The organism is Aeromonas sp. sif2433, assembly GCF_019218705.1.
Classification (GTDB): domain Bacteria; phylum Pseudomonadota; class Gammaproteobacteria; order Enterobacterales; family Aeromonadaceae; genus Aeromonas; species Aeromonas encheleia.
On record NZ_JAHUXD010000006.1, the window covers coordinates 40,708 to 57,202 of the forward strand.

Consider the following 16,495-nt stretch of genomic DNA (forward strand, 5'->3'; position numbering starts at 1 on the left):
AGCTGGCTGTCATCGTCCACGGGGTGACAGGGGCAATGCGCATCTATTTACGGGCACGAAATGCGGGCCCATCCGGATATTGAAAGAAGAGATCACCATGTTACAGATTGGCAAGATGAACACCCTCACCGTCGTTGAACTCGAAGATCGTGGCGCCTGGCTCGCCGCGGGCGAATATGGCGAACTGCTGCTGCCCAAGCGCCAGTTGCCGGAAGGCGTTGCCGAGGAGGGCGAGGTGTCCGTGTTCCTCTATCTGGACGCCGATTGCGAGCCGGTGATCACCACCGACAAGCCGTTTGCCATGGTGGGCGATATCGTCGGCCTCAAGGTGGTGAACGCCAACAAGATCGGCGCCTTCCTCGACTGGGGCATGAAGAAGGATCTGTTCGTGCCAAGCCGCGAGCAGAACAAGCCGATGCAGGTGGGTCACGTCTATCTGGTGCACCTGATGCTGGACAACGAGGGGCGCATGGTGGGCACCAGCCGCCTCGAGCGCTTCCTCAGCACCGATCTGCCTCCTTTCAAGGCCGGTGACGAGGTGACCGCCCTGCCGGGCGAGCATACCCCCCTCGGCATCAAGGCGATCGTCAACGGCCAGTATTCCGGCATGCTGTTCAAGAATGAGGTGTTCGGCCGGCTGATGACGGGCCGGCCGCTGACGGCCTGGGTCAAACAGGTGCGTGAGGATGGCAAGCTGGACCTGACCCTGCAAAAGCCGGGGCTGGATCGGATGGATGATGCCGGTGGCCGTATCCTCACCCGTCTGCAGAAGCAGGGTGGCAGCCTGGCGGTGGGGGACAAGAGCGAACCCGAGCTCATCTACAAGATGTTCAACATGAGCAAGGGCACCTTCAAGAAGGCCATCGGCGGCCTCTACAAGCAGGGCAAGATTGTCATCGAAGACAACAGCATCAGCCTCACCGCTGCCGACAAGGCACAGGATGGCGAATAAGTGCCGAGTCCCTGCATCGGCCACTGCCAGGCCAAGGACGGGCTCTGCCTCGGTTGCGGCCGCACCCTGACCGAGATCGGCCACTGGTCAGCCATGGACGGCGACGCCCAGCTGGCGCGCATGGCCGAGCTGGATGGCACCCGCAGCACTCATCGCTGTCCGGGCTGTGGTGAACCGGCCTTCTGCGCCGTGTCAGCCGGCGAGAGCATCTCGGCGTGCTGGTGTAGCCAGTTGCCCGCCTTGCCCATGAGCGAGGCGAGCGCCTGCTGGTGCCGCCGCTGTCTGGCCAAGGCGATCGCCGCGCGGCCATGAACGGGGATGTCTAACATCAGAAACGAGAAAGGCGCCTATATGGCGCCTTTCTTATGCCTGCTGCTGACGGTGCCAGCGAACATACACCTCGTGCTCGGTCTGACTGCGGGGTAACAGGAAGGTGGCGTAGATCACCTCAAACTCCTCCTGATGATCCAGCAAGCCGACCCACACCTCGGCCCAGCGCTCCATGTCGACCGGCACGCCGAGTTCGGCCGACCAGTCGGCATTGGGCAGGGTTGCCTCGACGGCGCCACGCTGCTCGAACTCGAGGGTGATGTCGACGATTTGTTCGGGGGCCAGCATGTCTGCGGCCTGCTCGAGAAACTGATCATAGGCCCATTCGACCAGCTGATCCGGGGTACGCTGTTCCATGAAATCACTCCAGATACATCCAGGTTCGCCACTGTAGCAATTATTGTGCAGGGCGGCCAGAGTGGGGCTGCAACGAGTCGGCCCTACCCAAGGGGGGCGTCAGGGCATAAGGTTAACAGACCTGTCTTCATCCGGTGGCAGGACGAGGCGTGGGCAGCATGAAACGACGACAGCACAGGCGGCAGATCAAGCGGCGGCGAGAGACCTGGTGGTGGCACTATCTGCCGCTGCATCGGGAGACGATCGGCGGCCACCTGGGGCCGGCGGCCGAGCGTGCAGACAAGCCCTAGCCGGCCTCGTGTACCTTGTTCAGGGTGACCTGGCCGAGTTGTCCCATCTGCCGACGGATCCAGGCCGAGCGCTGTTGCACATAGGGGGAGGGGGGCTTGACCCGGTAGCGCCAGGGGTTGGGCAGGGCGGCCGCCAGCAGGGAGGCCTCGTAGCGGGTCAGGCGTGCCGCCGGCTTGCCAAAGTAGTGTTGGGCGGCGGCCTCGGCGCCATAGATGCCGGGCCCGAACTCCACGATATTCAGGTACATCTCGAGGATGCGGGACTTGTTCCAGCCCAGCTCCATCAGCAGGGTAAACCAGGCCTCTATCCCCTTGCGCAGGAAGCTGCGATCGCTCCACATGAAGAGATTCTTCGCCGTCTGCTGGCTCAGGGTGCTGGCGCCGCGCACCCGCTCGCTGCGCTGGTTGTGTTTGAGCGCCGAGCTGATGGCATCCATGTCGAAACCGTTGTGCTCGGCGAAGCGCTGATCCTCGGCGGCGATCACCGCCAGCTGCAGCTCCTTCGAGATCCGCTCGAGCGGCACCCAGTCGTGTCTGACCTCGGCCACCTTGGCGGGCGGGAACAGGACCCGCTCGATGCGCCAGGTCCACATGGGGGGATCGATGAAGCGCAGCAGCGCCACCGAGACGATGGAGCACAGCAGAGCCCCCAGCAGCAGCCTGCCGAGCCAGCTCAGCAGGCGGCGCATCAGCGCCGGCCGCACGGGGTCAGGCTCCGACTCCCAGGCATAGTGGCCAGGATCATCGGGGTCGGGAATTATTGGGGCAGCCATTCGATGTGGCAGAACTTCTCGTCGACGCGGCGGGAGAGCAGCATGCGGGCGAACAGGTGCTCATACTCTTGCTCGTCGTTGCCAAGCCCGATCCAGATCTCGGCGTACTCGGCATCGCTCACGGTAAAGCCCACGTCCGCTTCCCAGTCATCGGCCGGATCGCTCTCGGCCAGCAGGCCACGGCTGTTGAACTCCTGGTTGAAGCGGGCGATCTCCTGCTCCGGCAGGTTGTCGGAGGCCAGCTCCATGAAGAGTTCGAGGGCGGTATCGAGCAGTTCCTCGACGCTGTGCATTTCGTCGTTCAAAGACATAAGTCATCTGTTCCAGATAATAAAAATAAGAAGCCCCGTCGTGAGCGAACGGTGGCGCGCGGTATTCTAGCTGGCCTCTTGCCCCTTGGCGAGATGCAGCGTCACGCCGGGACTCTTGAGGGCAATAAAAAACCGGATCCTGCTACAGGATCCGGTCTTCATTGAGGGAAGGGGTCACGCATGGGGCGTCAGCTCATCCCTTCTTGTCATCGGCGAAGGTGATGTTGAGCTCCAGTACCGACAGCTCGTCACTCTTCTTATCGAGCTGGACGGTGATCTTGTCCGGATCGATCTGCACATATTTGCGGATCACGTCGAGGAGGTCCTGCTTGAGCTGGGGCAGGTAATCCGGCCCCCCTCTGGATGAACGCTCGTGCGCGACTATGATCTGCAACCGCTCTTTGGCCAGTTGTGCGGTGTTTTGTTTCTTGTTGGAACGAAAATAATCCAATAATGACATGTTTAACTCCCGAACAGTCGGCTAAAGAAGCCCTTCTTTTCTTCTTCCAGAAAACGAAAATCCTTGGTGTCGCCCAGCAAACGCGAGACGGCATCTTCATAGGCCTGACCGGCATCGGACTCCTTGTCCAGAATGACCGGCTCCCCCGAGTTGGAGGCGCGCAGCACCGCCTGGGACTCCGGGATCACCCCGAGCAGTTTGATGGCCAGGATATCCTGCACATCCTGCACGCTCAGCATGTCGCCGCGGTTGACGCGGGTCGGGCAGTAGCGGGTCAGCAGCAGGTGCTCCTTGATCGGGTCTTCACCGCGTTCGGCACGGCGTGACTTGGAGGCCAGGATGCCGAGGATGCGATCCGAGTCACGCACGGAAGAGACTTCCGGATTGGTGGTGACGATGGCCTCGTCGGCGAAGTAGAGCGCCATCAACGCGCCCGACTCTATGCCGGCCGGGGAGTCGCAGACGATGTAGTCAAACTTCATCTCCGCCAGCTGATCCAGGATCTTCTCGACCCCTTCGCGGGTCAGCGCGTCCTTGTCCCGGGTCTGGGAGGCGGGCAGGATGAACAGATTTTCGCAGCGTTTGTCCTTGATGAGCGCCTGGTTGAGGTTGGCTTCACCATTGATCACATTGACGAAGTCATACACCACGCGCCGCTCGCAGCCCATGATGAGATCCAGATTTCTAAGGCCAATGTCAAAATCGATGACCACTGTCTTGTGGCCACGCTGAGCCAAACCGGTGCTCAGGGCCGCGCTGGTTGTGGTCTTGCCAACGCCACCTTTGCCCGATGTAACGACTATGATTCGCGCCATTCTCGCTTCCTTGTAACTCTATTTGATACGGTCTATACGGAGTTGTTCGTTGTCCAGCCGGATATGAACCGGCTCTTGTATCAGGCCTGCCGGCAGAGCATCGCTCAGCTGGAAGGTGCCAGCGATGGAGAGCAGCTCGGCCTGCAATTGCTGGCAATAAATACGGGCCCGGGTGTTGCCCTTGGCCCCGGCGATGGCCCTGCCACGCAGGGCACCATAGATATGGATGCTGTCGTCGGCGATGACTTCGGCGCCCGGACTGACCGAGCCCAGCACCACCAGCGAGGTGCCGGCGGCATAGAGCTGCTGGCCGGAACGCACCGGCCCGATGTGCACCTTGCTCGGCACCAGGGGGGCCGGCTCTGTGGCCGGGGTCTCGACAGAGGGTGGGACTGGCACGGGTTGTTGCTCGGGCTCCACCTTGCGGCTCTTGCCCGACACCATGACCGCCAGTCCCGCCGCCTTGGCCGCCGTCTTCATCGCCTCATCGCGCGCCCCCGTGATGCCGACCAGCACGAAGTCTTCCGACTCGACCAACTCCCTGAGTTGCTCGAAGTCCGGGATCGCAGCCAGTCGCTCCACATTGATGACGAGGGGGGCGCAATTAAAAAACTGGGGGGCCAGCGCGACCTTGGCCGCCAACAATTGACGGATCCGCGCCGGATTGCCATCGCTGAGATGCAACACAGAAATAGTGAAGGTAGTCCCTTTCAATTCGTTATCGCGCTCAACCATGAATCTTCCCCGAACCGAGACGGTAATACGTTATTGTTATTCAATTCCTGATGTTATAGTTTGCCACCATCAGAGGCAATAAACCCGTCGGATTATATCAATTTCCATGTTGTGTGCAGTCTATAAAAGTCGCAAAAAAGCCGAGACCTATCTTTTTATTGAAAGAAGAGAGGATTTCTCCCGTGTGCCAGAGGCACTGATGAGTACCTTCGGTCGTCCCGAGCTGGTCTTGATGACCAAGCTGGACCCGGCCAAGCCCTTGGGGATCGCCTCGACCGAGCGGGTGATGGAGGCGCTGCAACGGCAGGGCTTCTATCTGCAGGTCCCCCCACCGCCGGAGAATTTGCTGGAGCAGCACAAGGCGCAATTAAAGGCCTCGGCCTGATGCAGGGTCGGTTGGCGCTGTTATTGCTTGGGGCGATATTAAGCGCGCCGCTGCAGGCCAGACCCGACTTTGCGCAGTATGTGGCCGGGCTGCGACAGGAAGCGCTCGCGGCCGGGATCCCGGCCGCTACCCTGGACGCCGCCTTTGCCGATATCCGGATCATCGAGCCGGCCATCAAACACGATCAGAACCAGCCGGAATTTAAACTGACGCTGGATACTTATATTCCCCGCGCCGTTCCCCAATGGAAAGTCAATCAGGCGAGAGCCTTATATCGCCGGCATTTGCCGTTGCTCACCAAAATAGGCCATGAATATGGGGTTCAACCCCGTTTTATTGTCGCCTTGTGGGGCATAGAAACCAATTTCGGCAAATTGACCGGACACTTTCCGCTGATATCGTCGCTGACGACCCTGGCCTGGGAAGGGCGGCGGGAGGCCTTCTTCAAGGCCCAGTTGTTCGATGCCCTGCGCATCATAGAGCAGGGACATGTGAGCCCGGCTGACTTCAAGGGCTCCTGGGCGGGGGCCATGGGGCAGGTGCAGTTCATGCCTTCGTCCTTCCTCAAGTATGCGGTCGATCAGGATGGGGACGGCAGGAAGGATCTGTGGGGCAATCTCGCGGATGTGTTTGGTTCGGCTGCCAATTATCTGCATCAGAACGGCTGGCGCGAGGATGAAACCTGGGGGCGGCGAGTCAGAGTGCCGGCGGCGCTGGACCCCGCCCTGCTCGGGCTGGAGCGGCGCAAGCCGTTGTCGGCCTGGCAGGCGCTCGGGGTACGCCAGCTCGATGGCTCAGCCTTGCCTAGGGTCGGTATGCAGGCCTCCCTCATCCGGCCGGACGATGTCCAGGGGCGCAGCTATCTCGCCTACGACAATTATCGGGTGCTGCGTCACTGGAATCGCTCCCACTATTTTGTGGTGGCGGTTGGGACCCTGGCCGATCGCATCGTGGAATAATGGGCCGGGTCTGTGTCGCCTTGGCCGAAATAACCGAGGCTGGCCGCGCAATATCGAACGCAGCAGTTTGATCAGCAGGGCCTGAATAACAGGCAATAAAAAAGGCGGGATTTCCCGCCTTTTTTGCATCTCAGATTTGCGATTTATTCGCAGGCAACCTGCATCACCTTGATGGCCAGGCCACCGCGGGAGGTCTCACGGTACTTGGAGTCCATGTCCTTGCCGGTGATGTACATGGTCTCGATCACCTTGTCCAGTGACACGCGCGGCTTGGAGGTGCGACGCAGCGCCATGCGGGAGGAGTTGACCGCCTTCATGGCGGCGATGGCGTTGCGCTCGATGCAGGGCACCTGCACCTGACCGGCGACCGGATCACAGGTCAGACCCAGGTTGTGTTCCATGCCGATCTCGGCGGCTTCACACACCTGCTCCGGGCTGCCGCCCATCAGTTCGGTCAGGCCGGCGGCGGCCATGGAGCAGGAGACACCCACTTCACCCTGGCAGCCCACTTCGGCACCGGAGATGGAGGCGTTCATCTTGTAGAGCATGCCGACGGCGGCGGAGGCCAGATAGAAGCGGGTGTATTCGTCGCGGCCGACCGGTTGGATGAACTTGTCGTAGTAGGCCAGCACGGCCGGGATGATGCCGGCGGCGCCGTTGGTCGGTGCCGTCACTACACGGCCCCCGGCGGCGTTCTCTTCACTCACCGCCAGGGCAAACATGTTGACCCAGTCGACGATGCTCATGGGATCGTTGGAGAGATGCTCGTTGGTGGTCAGCTGACGGTAGAGCGGGGCGGCACGACGGGGGACGCGCAGCGGGCCGGCCAGGATCCCTTCGGTGCGGCAGCCGCGCTCGATCCCTTCCCGCATGGTGGTCCAGATCTTGCCCAGCTTCTTGTAGATCTCTTCCGGGGTGTTGAAGCACTTCTCGTTTTCCAGCATCAGGGCGGAGATGGAGAAACCGGTCTGGCTGCAGTGGGCGAGCAGCTCGGCAGCACTCTTGAACGGGTAGCTCACCGACATGTCGCCGCTGTCGGCCTTGCCGAAGTTCTCTTCGTCGACGATGAAACCACCACCGATGGAGTAATAGGTCTTGCTGTAGACAGCCTCATCTTCGATGAAGGCGGTCAGCTTCATGCCGTTTTCGTGCAGCGGCAGGGCCTCGTCATGGAACACCATGGCACCCTGCGGGAAGCTGACGGTGTGGCAATGCAGGCCGATCGGCAGGCGGCCGGTCTGCTCGACACGGGAGATGAATTCGGGGATGCCGTCGATGTCGACATTTTCCGGCAGGTTGCCGGCCAGACCCATGATGATAGCGGTATCGGTATGGTGACCTTTACCGGTCCAGGAGAGGGAGCCATAGACGTCGACCTGGATCCGGGTGATGTCACGGATCTTGCCGCCAGCACGCAGATCATCCACGAACTGCTTGGCTGCTTTCATCGGGCCGACAGTGTGGGAAGAGGAGGGGCCAACACCGATTTTGAAGATATCAAAAACGCTGATCATGTAACAATTACCTCAGGGTAGAAGGGGGCGTCATGCCCGCTCGCAGAAAGGGGGTGATCCATGGGACGGGTCTGTCGTCACAAAGGCCAATGAACCAGATAACCGCAGTGTAACGGTTCAATACCTAAAAAAAGTTGAAACAGATCTATTTTTGTTGAATCTCTGGCGCGAGTATAAAATTAATTTTGATGGTTATCCATTTTGTTAAGTGCTTGGCAAACGTTTCGCGAAAAAATACCCGGCCAGGCCGGGTATCGTGGGACAAAGTGGAGTCAGTTGGCATTTTTTAACATTCTGTAATGTTAACAGCCAGGCCGCCGCGCGCCGTCTCCTTGTACTTGGTCTTCATGTCGTTGCCGGTTTCCCACATGGTCTTGATCACCTTGTCCAGCGACACCTTGTGTTCGCCGGTGCCGCGCAGGGCCAGCCGGGCGGCGTTGATCGCCTTGACCGCCCCCATGGCGTTGCGCTCTATGCAGGGCACCTGCACCAGGCCGCCGATGGGATCGCAGGTCAACCCCAGGTTATGCTCCATGCCGATCTCGGCGGCGTTCTCGACCACCCCCGGGCTGCCGCCGAGCAGCTCGGCCAGGGCCCCGGCCGCCATGGAGCAGGCGACACCCACTTCACCCTGGCAACCCACCTCGGCCCCCGACAGGGAGGCGTTTTTCTTATATAGGATGCCGATGGCGGCGGCGGTGAGGAAGTAGTGCAGCAGCAGCTCGTCATCCACCTTGCGCACGAAGCGATCGTAGTAGTGCAGCACCGCCGGGATGATGCCGGCGGCGCCGTTGGTGGGTGCCGTCACCACCCGGCCACCGGCGGCGTTCTCTTCGTTGACGGCCAGCGCAAACAGATCCACCCACTCCATCACCATCAGGGGATCCTTGTTGAAGTTGGTCTCGCCGTTGAGCTGGCGATAGAGGCCAGGGGCGCGGCGCTTCACCTTGAGGCCGCCCGGCAGTATCCCCTCGCTGCGACAGCCGCGCTCGACACAGCCCTGCATCGCCTGCCAGATCTTGCGCAGGCCCGCCTTTATCTCCTGCTCGCTGCGAAACACCTTCTCGTTGGCCAGCATCAGGCCGGAGATGGAGAGGCCGCTCTCCTGGCAGTGGGCCAACAGCTGGGCACCGCTCTCGAACGGGTAGGGGACGGGGTGGGCGGCGTCGAACCTGGCCGCCTCCTCCTTGGCGTTGGCGAAGTGGCTCTCCTCGATGATGAAGCCGCCACCGATGGAGTAGTAGGTCTGCTCGAACAGCAGCTCATCGGCTGCGAAGGCGCGCAGTGTCATGCCGTTGGAGTGGGCGGGCAGGGTCTTGCGCCGGTTGAAGATGATGGCGCCGACCCGGGGGAAATGGCTCGGTTGCTCCCCTGCCAGGCGCAGCGTCTGGCTGTGCTCTACCTGGCCCAGAAAGGCGGGGATGGCCTCGATATCCACCAATTCCGGCTCAAACCCGGCCAGCCCCAGGATGATGGCCTTGCCGGTGCCATGACCCTTGCCGGTCTGGCCGAGGGAGCCATAGCACTCGACCACGACCCGCTCGGTGCGGGAGAGGTGCCCTGCCTGCTTGAGTGCATTGACGAAGGCACAGGAGGCCCGCATCGGTCCCACTGTGTGGGAGGAGGAGGGGCCGATCCCGATGGAAAACAGGTCGAAGACACTGATCATGACGTACTCCGATTATGGATTTCGTCTAAACATTGTAAATTTTTTGTAGTCGATGGAAAGGGGGGAAGCGACGGCTTGTGATGGCGGTGTGGAAATGGGGCACTACAGGCTGGGCTAAAGGAGCCACGGGGAGCGGGTTGGCGCCTCGTGGCCCGCATTGCGCCGCTATCAGTCGAGGAACTCGCACAGATAGGCGGTCGGGGTCTTCACGACCAGCTTGAAGGAGGAGTGGCCGGCCACGTCGAAGGATTGGCCCTGGCCATAGCTGTGCCATTCATCTTCATCGGCCAGCTGGATGGTCAGGGCACCCTTGATCACCGTCATCCGCTCGGGGGCGGCGGTGTTGAACAGGTAGTCACCCGCATCCATCACACCGACGGTGGCTTTCTCGCCTTTCTGCTCGAAACCGATGGATTTAACATTTCCATCGAAATACTCGTTAACTTTCAGCATCTTTTCTTCCCTGTATGCACGTTTGCCAAGCCAACGTAGCACACTTTTTTGGCGGTTGTCATGGTGAAACAGGGAAAAAAACGATTGCTTCTTATGAGTCTTCACTTTGTGGCCACTATGCAAATGTTCGCTACGTTCAGGAATCACGATGTTAAACGGAGAATAAATATGAGATAAAGCGCGCCGCCAGCGTAATGGCGAGGCTTTATGGCCCCAAGTGGTCGATTGCACTGGGAAAGTGTGAATAATTGCTAATTAAAGGAACATTCTGTGTTAACAAAAGGACTCATTAAGAACATTGGCTTCCAGGTCGTGGTCGCCATGGTACTGGGGGCACTGGTCGGGGCGTTCATGGGTGAACAGGCCACCGTCTTCGCACCGCTCGGTACCCTCTTCATCCAGCTGATCAAGATGCTGGTGATCCCGCTGGTGGCGGTGGCCATCTTGTCGGGGGCCGCCAATCTGGGGGCCAGCCCGGCCGCGGGCAAGATCGGCATCACCACGCTCGCCTTCTTCCTCGGCACCTCGGCGCTGGCGGTGTTGCTGGCTCTGGTGATGGGCCAGGTCTTCAAGCCCGGGGTCGGGGTCGAATTCGGCACCATGGCGGAGATGTTTACCGGTGACTACGCCGACAAGGGAGCCCTGCCGGACGCCGTGGCCACCCTGCTCGGCATGATCCCGACCAACGTGTTCCAGTCCCTGAACGAGGCGAACATCCTGCAGATCCTGGTGTTCTGCATGTTCCTCGGCATCGCGCTGGCCAAGCAGCCTCGCGAGCGGGCCAAGCCGCTGGTGGACGGGCTCAACACCCTGGTCGACGCCTTCGTCTGGATGATCAACAAGGTGATGCTGATCGCTCCCATAGGGGTATTCGGGCTGATGGCCGATGCCATCGGCACCTACGGCTTCGATGTGCTGACCCTGGTGCTCAAGCTGTTCCTGGTCTACGTTGGCGCCATCCTGATCTTCGGCTTCGTGGTCTACCCGCTGCTGATCGTGATCTTCTCCAACACGCCGGTGCGCAAGTACTTCTCGGCGATGAAGAAGCCGCAGATCGTCGCCTTCTCCACCGCCTCTTCCATGGCGACCCTGCCGGTCAACATGGAGACCTGCGAGCAGGAGCTGAAGGTCACCAACGCCACCGCCTCCTTCGTGCTGCCGCTCGGCGCCACCATCAACATGAGTGGCAACGCCATCTATTACGGCCTGGTCGCCATCTTCTTCGCCCAGGTCTATCAGATCGATCTGACCATGGGCGCCTGGGTGGCCATCATACTGACCGCGACCCTGGGGGCCATCGGCCAGGCCGGCGTGCCGGGGCCGAGCTTCCTGGTGGTGGCCGTGCTGCTGGCGGCCGGGATCCCCATCGAGGGGCTGCCGCTGCTGTTTGCACTGGATCGCCTGTTCGACATGATCCGCACCGCGCTCAACATCACCGGGGATGCGGCCTGCGCCATCATCGTCGACCGTTATAGCCCGGATTACGATCCGGATCGCTGGAACAAGTGAGCCTGAGCTGAACTGCCGCCTGCCTCTATGGCAGGCACACCAAAAAGAAGAGGGAGGCCTATGCCTCCCTCTTCTTTTATTCGCGACGAGGCGAACGGCCTGCTCGCCGGCATCTAACAAACCGGCACCGACCGGGCGTCTCTCGCTACTGCAACTGCGCCAGGGCTTGCTGGCAGCGCTGCTCGGCGGCCTCGAGCTCCAGCAGCACCATCTTGATGTCCTCCAGCTGCTGCTCCAGGGTTTCGCGCTTGTCGGCCACCAGGCCCAGCATGGTCTGCAGCTGGGTGCGGCTGCTCTTGTCTGCGTCATAGAGATCGAACAGCTCGCGAATGTCCGCCAGACTGAACCCCAGGCGCTTGCCGCGCAGGGTCAGCTTGAGGCGCACCCTATCCTGTCTGCTGTAGATCCGGGTCTGGCCCTGGCGGGTCGGATTCAGCAGACCCTGATCTTCATAGAAGCGGATACTGCGGGTCGTCACATCAAATTCACGGGCCAGCTCACTGATGCTATAGGTCCGGGTGTCATCCTTGGATATGGTCATACGGCTGTCTTGGCTGCCATCTTGGTTGTCAATGCAGGCTGGCACCTTACCCAAACGTCAACTTCCCCGCAAGTCTTGTTCCCGCTCCGGCATCAGCATATGTTATCCCTATGTAACAAGGAGACAGTGACCGATGGATATTGTGATAGTGGCGGCCAAGCGGACCCCCATGGGCGCCTTCCAGGGCGCCTTGAGCAGCCAGAGTGCCCCCGAGCTGGGGGCCTGCGCCATCGCCGCGGCCCTGGCGGCGGCCGGGCTCGGGGGAGGGCAGGTGGATGAGGTCTACATGGGCAACGTGCTCAGTGCCGGGCTGGGGCAGGCCCCTGCCCGCCAGGCGGCGCTCAAGGCCGGGCTGCCGGACAGCGTGCCCTGTACCACCATCAACAAGGTGTGCGGCTCCGGCATGAAGGCGGTGATGCTGGCAGCCGATAGCCTGCGGCTCGGCGAGGTCGAGGTGGTGGTGGCCGGCGGCATGGAGAGCATGACGCGAGCGCCCTACCTGCTCGACAAGGCGCGCGGCGGTTTTCGCATGGGCCATCAGTGCGTGCTGGATCACATGTTCCTCGACGGGCTGCAGGATGCCTACGAGGGGCACCTGATGGGGCATTATGCGCAGGCGAGTGCCGATCGGGCCGGACTGACCCGGGCCGACATCGATGCCTTCGCCATCGCCTCCCTGGAGCGGGCCCTGGCGGCGCAGCGCAGCGGTGCGTTCGGGGCCGAGCTGACCCCGGTGATGGCGCATGATCAACTGCTGCTGGCCGAGGACGAACAGCCTGCCAAGGCCAGACCCGACAAGATACCCACCTTGAAACCTGCCTTCGGCAAGCAAGGCACCATTACCGCGGCCAACGCCAGCTCGATCTCGGACGGTGCGGCGGCGCTGGTCCTGATGCGGGCCGAGACCGCCGCCCGGCTGGGGCTGCCGGTGTTGGCGAGGATAGTGGGCTATCAGAGCCATGCCGCCCTGCCGGCCGAGTTCACCAGCGCTCCCGTCGGGGCCATCGACAAGCTGCTGGCACGCGTCGGCTGGCGGGTGGAGGAGGTGGATCTGTTCGAGGTGAACGAGGCCTTCGCCATGGTCAGCATGCTGGCCATGTCGGGCTGCAACATCCCCCACCACAAGCTGAACGTGAACGGGGGGGCCTGCGCCCTTGGTCATCCCCTCGGCGCCAGCGGTGCCCGCATCCTGGTGACCCTGATCCATGCCCTGCGTCTGCGAGGCTTGCGGCGTGGGGTGGCGAGCCTGTGCATCGGTGGTGGGGAGGCGACCGCCCTGGCCGTCGAGCTGGGCTGAGCCAGCCAATCACATAGGCGCCTGGCCACCTCGGTTCTTGAGGTGGCAACACTCTTATAGTGCTCATCATGCTGGCCGCGACGGCGGCCAGCCTATCTGACTCGCGCATCCCGAATCGGCGATTCAGTGCATATCAATCCCCCCTTATCTCTGCCCGGCTCACCCACGCCATTCTTAGTCGCGTCATGGCGGCTAAAAGCCCTGTTATTGGATGGAAAAGGCAGGATCTTGCGCTCATTCAGCCGCGATTAAGCTTGGTGGCCAATTTGGTCACTGGTCTGATTTGTTGGCGGGGGCAGGGATCCCTACCATGCGCCGACGCATTTTGCCGCCCTCATCTCGAGCCGGCTGCCCGCCGACTCAGGGCCGTGCCACGCCAGCCCAGGCTGGCGCGATGATATCTATCCCGAGTGCCCGCCCTGCGGCGGGTACCAACATGAGAATCCCCATGACCACATTATTCAAGAGCCGCGCCCTCGCCAGCGCCCTGGCGCTGTTGGCCACCAACAGCTTCGCCTCCGGTTTCCAGATCAACGAACACTCCGCCGCCGGCCTCGGCCGCGCCTTTGCGGGGGAGGGTGCCATCGCCGACAACGCGTCGGTGCTGGGCCGCAACCCGGCCGCCATGATGATGTTCGACAAGACCGCCGTCTCCATGGCCGCCACCATGGTGGATCCGGACTACAGCGTGGACGGGGCCTTCGTCACCGATCTGCCGGGCAGCCGGTTTGATTCCAGCACCGCCGCCAGCCATGGCAACGCCGGTCCCAATGCGGTGGTGCCCGCCGCCTACCTGATCCACCCCATCAACGAGCAGTGGGCGGTCGGTTTCGCCATGATGACCAACTATGGTCTGGGCACCCGCTTCGACGACAGCTTCGGGGCGGGCAGCAATCCTGCCGCCGGCCTGTTGGCGGGGGAGACCTCGCTGATGAGCGTCAACCTGAACCCGAATGTGGCCTACCGCATCAACGAGCAGTGGAGCCTGGGTGCCGGCGTCAACTACACCATCGCCACCGGTTATGTGGATCGGGTCAATCCCAATGCGAACCCCAATGGTTCCCACAATACCCTGGCCAACTTCGATGGCTCTGGCAACGGCTGGGGCTGGAACATCGGCGGCCTGTTCGAGATCAACCAGGATAACCGCCTGGCGCTGACCTACCGTTCCCAGATCGACGTGGAGCTGGAGGGAGATTACACCGGGGCTGTTGGCGCTCCCGGTTACAAAGCCGATGCCACGGTCGATGTGCCCATGCCCGCCATCGCCGAGTTCTCCGGCTATCACCGTCTGAACCAGCAATTTGCGCTGCATTACTCGGTGATGTGGACCGACTGGAGTGCCTTTGAAAAGCTGGAGGCAGTCAGCGAGCAGTGCAATCTGCCGGGCGGCGTCTGCCTGAGTAAGAACGAGCAGTTGCAGGATGCGATGCGCTACGCGGTCGGCGCGACCTGGTATGTGAACCCGCAGTGGGAGGCGCGCGTCGGCGTCGCCTATGACGAGTCGGCCGTACAGAGCGAGCACGCCACCATTAGCCTGCCGGATGCCGACAAGTGGTGGTACAGCGCGGGGGCGACCTACCATCTGGATGAGACCAAGAGCATCGACTTCGGCATGACCTATATCAATGGGGAAGCGAGTGAGGTGAAGGAAGGGGTTCACAACAACGACCCGGGTCAGCCGTTCTATTTCGAAGGTAACAACGAAGGCAACGCCTTCCTGGCCTCGGTTCAGTTCAACATGCTGTTCTAAATGAAAAAGGTCCCTCTTGAGGGACCTTTTTCTGGGGCCTGATGGGCGGCGAGGGGCCGATCGCCACCTGCTTGGTTGGCAGCGGCTTCGTCTTTCAGTCAGTCCCCGCCATGGCCTGGATCTGCTCATTGACCCAGGTGGTGGCGGCCAGATAGAGGTGGCTGACCTTCTCCTCAGTGAGCTCGAGCCGGGCCGTGCTGGCCGCGATCCGTGGCCAGTTCGCATTCTCATAATCTTCACAAAAGGCAAGGTAGAAACCCAGGCTGCCCTTGCGCTCCAGCAGGGCGGCGCGGATCTCGGCCGTCAGCGGGATGGAGCCGAGCAACTGATCCAGCGGTTGACCCAGCAAGACATCCAGCAAGGAGAACAAGCCGGTGATGAAGGCCTGCTGCGCCTGCCGGGTCGGGGCGTGGGTCTGCGCCAGCAGTTCGCAGAAGCGGGCCCGGATGAGCGACATCTGATAGAGCTCACCACTCTTGTCATGGCCGGCGCTGGTGGCGGCGACCAGGGCCACGAAGCGTTTCAACTGGGCGTGACCCAGGTAGCTGGCCGCCTGGCGAAACGAGGCGATGGGCTGGGGGAAACGCTTGAGGTGATTGACGTAGCGCAGCAGCTTGAGGGAGAGGGAGACATCCTGGTTGAGCAGCTGCTCTATCCTGTCCAGATCCGGGGCCGCCTGATTGACGACCTCGAGCAGTTGCATCACCACCAGCTGATCCGGCTGCAGGGTGGTCTGTTGCACCATCTCGGGCCGGCTGAAGAAGAAGCCCTGAAACAGCTCGACCCCCAGGCTCTTCATCCGTTCAAACTCCAGCTTGTCCTCCACCTTCTCGGCAAGGTAGGTGAGCGGCAGGTGGCGGTGACTCAGGATGAAACCTTCGATCTTCGCGAGCGAAGTGGCCCGCAAGTCGAACTTGATGATGTGGATGAAGGGCAGAAAGCGCTCCCAGGCGGGGGAGAGGGTGAAATCATCCAGGGCCAGTCGATAGCCCAGCTGGTGCAACTGGCGCACCTTGGCCAGCAGCGCGTCGTCCGGGGTAGCATCTTCCAGTATTTCGATGACCACCTTGTCCTGGGGCAGGCACTCGGCCAGCCCGTCCAGCAGCAGGGAGTGGGGGAAATTGATGAAGCAGAGGCGCCCGCCGAGCAGCTGATCGATGTTCTGTTGCAGAAACTGTTCGGCCACCAGCCTGGCGGTGGCCTGTCGGGCGGAGATCAGGGGAAACACATTATCCAGACTGTCGCGAAACAGCAGCTCATAGGCATGGGTGTTCAATTCCCGATCCAGGATGGGCTGCCTTGCTACATAGGAATACATGCATCTCTCCAGCATGGGTGCTGGCTTGATTCTATTGGGAAGCGGATCACTATGCCAGCGCTGGTCGGGTTGCA

At 61.5% G+C, this 16,495-nt stretch carries 19 protein-coding genes; 8 read left to right on the plus strand and 11 right to left on the minus strand.

Annotation, left to right across the window (positions count from 1 at the left end; all coding sequences use genetic code 11):
- The first annotated feature begins 79 nt into the window (after window positions 1–79).
- Together KW825_RS10700 and KW825_RS10705 are read left to right on the plus strand one after the other, a co-directional pair.
- Complete coding sequence (locus KW825_RS10700; protein ID WP_218329198.1) at window positions 80–952, plus strand: S1 RNA-binding domain-containing protein; 873 nt, start codon at window positions 80–82, stop codon at window positions 950–952.
- Window positions 953–1,264 (plus strand): DUF1289 domain-containing protein, encoded by a 312-nt coding sequence (locus KW825_RS10705; RefSeq protein WP_218329199.1) that lies wholly within the window; start codon window positions 953–955, stop codon window positions 1,262–1,264.
- A 51-nt stretch (window positions 1,265–1,315) separates the two neighbouring features.
- Here KW825_RS10705 and KW825_RS10710 read toward each other — a convergent pair whose 3' ends face one another.
- Window positions 1,316–1,639: an HI1450 family dsDNA-mimic protein gene (locus tag KW825_RS10710; protein WP_042654857.1), complete on the minus strand. Its 324-nt coding sequence runs from the start codon at window positions 1,637–1,639 to the stop codon at window positions 1,316–1,318.
- A gap of 158 nt (window positions 1,640–1,797) precedes the next feature.
- Between KW825_RS10710 and KW825_RS20555 the strand changes: the two genes are divergently transcribed.
- Window positions 1,798–1,929, plus strand: coding sequence for a hypothetical protein (locus tag KW825_RS20555; protein WP_256351777.1), 132 nt, complete (start codon window positions 1,798–1,800; stop codon window positions 1,927–1,929).
- On the opposite strand, the gene mtgA is transcribed toward KW825_RS20555, so the two are convergent.
- The 5 genes from mtgA to minC all read right to left on the minus strand — a co-directional run bounded on the left by mtgA (window position 1,926) and on the right by minC (window position 5,023).
- Complete coding sequence (mtgA, locus tag KW825_RS10715; protein ID WP_218329328.1) at window positions 1,926–2,633, minus strand: monofunctional biosynthetic peptidoglycan transglycosylase; 708 nt, start codon at window positions 2,631–2,633, stop codon at window positions 1,926–1,928. The genes KW825_RS20555 and mtgA overlap by 4 nt on opposite strands.
- Window positions 2,634–2,686: 53 nt before the next feature.
- Window positions 2,687–3,013, minus strand: a complete 327-nt coding sequence (locus tag KW825_RS10720; protein WP_218329200.1) for an HI1450 family dsDNA-mimic protein — start codon at window positions 3,011–3,013, stop codon at window positions 2,687–2,689.
- A 193-nt stretch (window positions 3,014–3,206) separates the two neighbouring features.
- On the minus strand, window positions 3,207–3,473 hold the full coding sequence (gene minE / locus KW825_RS10725) for a cell division topological specificity factor MinE (protein ID WP_005311265.1): 267 nt from the start codon (window positions 3,471–3,473) through the stop codon (window positions 3,207–3,209).
- Between the two features lie 2 nt (window positions 3,474–3,475).
- Window positions 3,476–4,288, minus strand: coding sequence for a septum site-determining protein MinD (gene minD, locus KW825_RS10730; RefSeq protein WP_042654854.1), 813 nt, complete (start codon window positions 4,286–4,288; stop codon window positions 3,476–3,478).
- Between the two features lie 18 nt (window positions 4,289–4,306).
- Complete coding sequence (minC, locus tag KW825_RS10735) at window positions 4,307–5,023, minus strand: septum site-determining protein MinC (protein WP_218329201.1); 717 nt, start codon at window positions 5,021–5,023, stop codon at window positions 4,307–4,309.
- A gap of 106 nt (window positions 5,024–5,129) precedes the next feature.
- On the opposite strand from minC, the gene KW825_RS10740 reads away from it, so the two are divergent.
- Together KW825_RS10740 and KW825_RS10745 are read left to right on the plus strand one after the other, a co-directional pair.
- The gene (locus tag KW825_RS10740; protein ID WP_042654852.1) at window positions 5,130–5,408 is read left to right on the plus strand and encodes a YcgL domain-containing protein; all 279 of its coding nucleotides are present in this window, start codon (window positions 5,130–5,132) and stop codon (window positions 5,406–5,408) included.
- The gene (locus KW825_RS10745) at window positions 5,408–6,367 is read left to right on the plus strand and encodes a lytic transglycosylase domain-containing protein (RefSeq protein ID WP_218329202.1); all 960 of its coding nucleotides are present in this window, start codon (window positions 5,408–5,410) and stop codon (window positions 6,365–6,367) included. Before KW825_RS10740 ends, KW825_RS10745 begins: the two co-directional genes overlap by 1 nt.
- Before the next feature lie 143 nt (window positions 6,368–6,510).
- On the opposite strand, the gene KW825_RS10750 is transcribed toward KW825_RS10745, so the two are convergent.
- The 3 genes from KW825_RS10750 to KW825_RS10760 all read right to left on the minus strand — a co-directional run bounded on the left by KW825_RS10750 (window position 6,511) and on the right by KW825_RS10760 (window position 10,003).
- The gene (locus tag KW825_RS10750; protein ID WP_042654850.1) at window positions 6,511–7,881 is read right to left on the minus strand and encodes an L-serine ammonia-lyase; all 1,371 of its coding nucleotides are present in this window, start codon (window positions 7,879–7,881) and stop codon (window positions 6,511–6,513) included.
- Between the two features lie 286 nt (window positions 7,882–8,167).
- Window positions 8,168–9,550 carry an L-serine ammonia-lyase gene (locus tag KW825_RS10755; protein ID WP_042654849.1) on the minus strand — a complete coding sequence of 461 codons (1,383 nt, stop codon included), beginning with the start codon at window positions 9,548–9,550 and terminating at the stop codon, window positions 8,168–8,170.
- 168 nt (window positions 9,551–9,718) lie between these two features.
- A complete protein-coding gene (locus KW825_RS10760) occupies window positions 9,719–10,003 on the minus strand; it encodes a pyrimidine/purine nucleoside phosphorylase (protein ID WP_042654848.1) in 285 nt (94 codons plus the stop codon).
- A 270-nt stretch (window positions 10,004–10,273) separates the two neighbouring features.
- Between KW825_RS10760 and KW825_RS10765 the strand changes: the two genes are divergently transcribed.
- A complete protein-coding gene (locus KW825_RS10765) occupies window positions 10,274–11,512 on the plus strand; it encodes a dicarboxylate/amino acid:cation symporter (protein ID WP_084228415.1) in 1,239 nt (412 codons plus the stop codon).
- Window positions 11,513–11,657: 145 nt separating this feature from the next.
- Here KW825_RS10765 and KW825_RS10770 read toward each other — a convergent pair whose 3' ends face one another.
- Window positions 11,658–12,053 carry a MerR family DNA-binding transcriptional regulator gene (locus KW825_RS10770; RefSeq protein ID WP_218292137.1) on the minus strand — a complete coding sequence of 132 codons (396 nt, stop codon included), beginning with the start codon at window positions 12,051–12,053 and terminating at the stop codon, window positions 11,658–11,660.
- Window positions 12,054–12,186: 133 nt separating this feature from the next.
- Between KW825_RS10770 and KW825_RS10775 the strand changes: the two genes are divergently transcribed.
- Window positions 12,187–13,350 (plus strand): acetyl-CoA C-acyltransferase, encoded by a 1,164-nt coding sequence (locus KW825_RS10775; RefSeq protein WP_218329203.1) that lies wholly within the window; start codon window positions 12,187–12,189, stop codon window positions 13,348–13,350.
- Between the two features lie 448 nt (window positions 13,351–13,798).
- On the plus strand, window positions 13,799–15,103 hold the full coding sequence (locus tag KW825_RS10780) for an outer membrane protein transport protein (protein ID WP_218329204.1): 1,305 nt from the start codon (window positions 13,799–13,801) through the stop codon (window positions 15,101–15,103).
- Window positions 15,104–15,197: 94 nt separating this feature from the next.
- Here KW825_RS10780 and KW825_RS10785 read toward each other — a convergent pair whose 3' ends face one another.
- The gene (locus tag KW825_RS10785; protein ID WP_218329205.1) at window positions 15,198–16,421 is read right to left on the minus strand and encodes an EAL and HDOD domain-containing protein; all 1,224 of its coding nucleotides are present in this window, start codon (window positions 16,419–16,421) and stop codon (window positions 15,198–15,200) included.
- Between the last annotated feature and the right edge of the window lie 74 nt (window positions 16,422–16,495).